Annotated in this window: 3 protein-coding genes; all 3 read right to left on the bottom strand. The window is 48.7% G+C overall.

Annotated features, from left to right (window positions below; genetic code table 11):
* The coding region (locus tag J0895_RS04535; RefSeq protein ID WP_207086932.1) for a GldG family protein at nt 1-1,011 on the bottom strand (1,011 nt) is incomplete at its 3' end.
* Nucleotides 1,012-1,178: 167 nt separating this feature from the next.
* Nucleotides 1,179-1,991, bottom strand: a complete 813-nt coding sequence (locus tag J0895_RS04530) for an ABC transporter permease (RefSeq protein ID WP_207086931.1) — start codon at nt 1,989-1,991, stop codon at nt 1,179-1,181.
* Entirely contained in the window at nt 1,992-3,104 is a 1,113-nt protein-coding gene (locus J0895_RS04525; protein WP_207086930.1) for an ABC transporter ATP-binding protein, read from the bottom strand.
* Nucleotides 3,105-3,728 lie beyond the last annotated feature (624 nt).

The raw sequence follows: 3,728 nt of genomic DNA, 5'->3' as shown, positions 1-3,728 counted from the left end.
TCCACCACTGCCGGAACCATCGATCGCAATCGTTTTATCCAGTTCGATTCCCCACTCCTTCAGCAGGGGATCTAATCCCGGATTAGTATCCGGATCGATCGCCACAAATAGACTCCCGCCTTGTTGCAGATAGGCCCGTAAAGCTTGGACTTCCTGGGGAAATAAGGGTTGTTTGGGTCCAGCAATCACCACCACCGAGGCATCGGGGGGGACCCGAGGCAATCGGGCCAAGTTCAGGGGTTCTACCAGAAAATTTTTGTCCTGCAAGCTGGCAACCGCTTGAGAGATCGCACCTCGTCCCGCTTCTAAAGGACGTTCCCCATGACCTTGGAGCAAATATACCTTGTAACTGCGATCGCTCGTAAACTGCTCTAAACTACTCGTTAGCCTAGCTTCCGAGAGGGAGGAAACGGAACTCACCGTCTGCACAAATTGCTGCCTTGTGCCATCCTCCGATGCCAGATAAACCTCGCCAAAACTTTGAACCCCAAATTGTCGCGCCACCGTGGGTTGCCGGGAAGGATCCACATATTGAAAATTAAACAAATTTGGCGCTTGGCTGCGATAATTTTCCAGTAATTCCAAATCCCCGCGTTCAGGTTCCCCCGCGAAAACCCAAACTTTAACAGGTTGAGGCAGATTTCGCACCAATTGTTGGCTTTGCGGGGCCAGAGTAAAGCGCTGATTTTCCGTTAAATCAAACCGTTCTGTATAGCGAACGCCTAGAAAATTAATTAGCCCTAAAATCACCAGAACGGATAGCGTTGCAACAAAGGCATTAGTCCCCGCTTGTGCCGATCGCGGATTCCATCCACCTTCAGCGTTAGTCAGCATCCACACCAGCCATAACAATAGGACAGTGACACCCGCAATCACCAATCCACTGGTCACAGGTTGCCATCCCGTCAGGAGTCCTGGAATTGCGCCGCCAATCGTTAGGAACAGCCCTAAAAAGACTGCATATTTGAAATACTTGGTCAAGCCTCGGGGCTTTTTTTCAATGGTTTTCATGGTTAGGGAGAAGCAATCAACTGTTGTGTGGGCGGGAATTTTTTCTCATTCTTCTCTGAGTAAAAGCAAGTTGATTATTGCAGTTATAATTTTCCACTTTTCTCTTAAAAAATTGAGAAGAAACTAGGAAGTAATCGAATCTCTCTCAGAGTAGAAAGTCTGAGAAATTAACTCCGTTGGAAGCGCAAAGCATCAATAGACTGAGCGGTGAGAAAAATTCCCAAAACCCCATAACTGCCCAATAAAATGATACTACTCGTATCCAAAGTTCCGCGAATCAGGTTGGTGTAATGGTTAAGAATCGATAAATGCTCTAAAACACTGCCGACAGGTCCGCCAATGGCTTGAGCGACCACATCGATCGCCCAGAGAAACAGCACCAACACAAAGGTAAGAATAGCCGCCAAAATTGTACTATCGGTCAAAGAAGAAATAAACATTCCCACGGAAAGAACCGCAGTCGCTAATAAAATTAAGCCAAAATGGGCCAACAAGGGAACCGCCAGAGGCATCGGAGGAGTAGCCGCATTCAGGGCGATGATTTCGAGGACCATTAACGGCAGAATCATCGTGATATAAAACGTCACGACTCCGAGGAGTTTGCCCGTTGCTACGGCCCAGTTTGTGATTGGAGAAGTTGCTAACAATTCCAGGGTTCCGCGCTTGCGTTCTTCAGCATACAGTCCCATCGACAACATCGGTAAGATGAATAAAGAGAGGGAACCAAGGGTTTGCAAAAATTGTTGTAAAAATTCGTAAGGCACATCGAAGGGTGGAATCGGAATTCCCATTTGTTGTCCTTGGGCATCCATGATTGCCACTTGTTGAATCAAGCCCTGATCGCCGAGTAACATTGTCACAAAAAACAAGCCGGAAATAAACCAAAAAAATCCGGCAATTAAATAGGGTAAAGGGGAGATAAAATAACCCTGTAGCTCTTTGCGATAAATAGCCACAATATTGGCAACAATCGTTCCCATTTAGTTTTCTTCTCCTTCTTTTTTTTCTTGTTCTTTTTGTTCGGGTTCTTCAATCACCTCAGCATCCGCGATCGCCTCTTCATCCGTTTCCTGCGGCACCGATGCACCTGAAAGCACGAAATCTGACTCCGCATCTGACTCCGCAATCGTTTCCTCCGTCGTCAGTTGCAGAAACAGATCTTCCAGACTCGCTTGGGTGCGTCGCATCTCATGTACCCGAAATCCGCTCGTCACCAACTGAGTAATAATTTCAGGACCCGGTTCCATCCCCGCTTCTGCGATCGCCCGAATCTTGCGCCGAGAAGGGGGCAATTTCTGCTCCGAAACCCATTCTGCCGATCGCACTCCCGGCAAGTCTTCTAGGCCCTTCAGCAAGTTTACTTGCTCTTCAAACTCCGCCCGATTATCTGCCATCTCCCCTTCCAATTCATAGGAAGCCCCCCCAGTGAGTTGCACCATCAACTCATCCGGGGAACCCGTCGCCACCACTTGACCCCGATTAATAATCGCCACTCGACTACAGGTCATGCTGACTTCCGGCAAAATATGGGTAGATAAAATAATCGTATGGTCTCCCGCCAAACTTTTAATCAGATTCCGCACCTCAATGATTTGCCGGGGATCCAAACCCACCGTCGGTTCATCCAAAATAATCACCGGGGGGTCATGGACGATCGCCTGAGCAATCCCCACCCGTTGGCGAAACCCCTTGGACAGCTTACGAATTAGCACCGAGCGCTTTTCTTCCAGATTGCAACGCTTGAGCGCCCAATTCACCCGTTCTGGGCGATCGCCCGGGCGCACTTGTTTCAGTCGCGCCACAAAATGCAAAAATCCCTCCACCGTCATATCGGGATATAAAGGAGGCGTCTCCGGCAGATAACCAATCCGTTGCCGCACTGCCATCGAATCTTCATGAACCTCATAACCTGCCACCTTTGCGGTCCCACTATTGGCAGGTAAATACCCCGCCAAAATCCGCATCGTCGTGGTTTTTCCTGCACCATTAGGACCGAGAAATCCTAAAATTTCCCCAGGCTCCACCGTAAAGGTGACATCCTGAATGGCTGGTGTCGAGCCATAAATTTTGCTCAGATGCTCAACTTCAATCATGAACGAATATTGTGCGCGTTTTTTCTAACCAATGATTAATAATAGACAAGATATTCCCCATCGGTAACAACCCCACCGCAACCGGAGGAACCGATACATTGGACCCTCATCGCCAATTCCTCGGGTTTTTAATCCGCTTCAAGAAGACCGGCAGCAGATTTCCCTTGGGTTTAAACTGAGCGCAGTTGGGTGAATTCGTGACAGACTAAGGGGCCAAATTGCAGAAAGTCACCCTATAGAATAGCTTGTTCTGGTGACAATCAGGGGAGTGTCATACCCCCTCAGCTAAAAAGCCGATTGACCCTGGCACGAGGCGATCTCCACACTTGTGCCAATTCCACTTGTGACCGTCATCCTCCCTATTCTCCAGAATGCGCTGCGTACAGTGTAAACATAATCGGACGACCAAGGACGATGTAACGGGCTTGGGTTTCATCAACCCACTACCCTTTCCGGCGATCGGTGCAATTACCATCTGGGTGCGCTATCCACTCTCCCAGACCGCCCCTATCTAATGCCCAGGAAACTGCCCACCCATTCCCCTTGGTGTGACCCGGTTTTTACCAGCAAATACTCAGGAATTCTCATCAATTATGGCTACATTTTACGTCAATCCTACCACCG

Origin of the sequence: Phormidium pseudopriestleyi FRX01 (assembly GCF_017313335.1) — a bacterium.
GTDB classification, from domain to species: domain Bacteria; phylum Cyanobacteriota; class Cyanobacteriia; order Cyanobacteriales; family Laspinemataceae; genus Laspinema; species Laspinema pseudopriestleyi.
This window is presented reverse-complemented; position numbering and strand designations above follow the sequence as displayed.

Bases quoted from the DNA above. Each gene is read 5' to 3' on its own strand.
- J0895_RS04530 (WP_207086931.1), bottom strand. From the start codon at position 1,991: ATGGGAACGATTGTTGCCAATATTGTGGCTATTTATCGCAAAGAGCTA.
- J0895_RS04525 (WP_207086930.1), bottom strand. From the start codon at position 3,104: ATGATTGAAGTTGAGCATCTGAGCAAAATTTATGGCTCGACACCAGCC.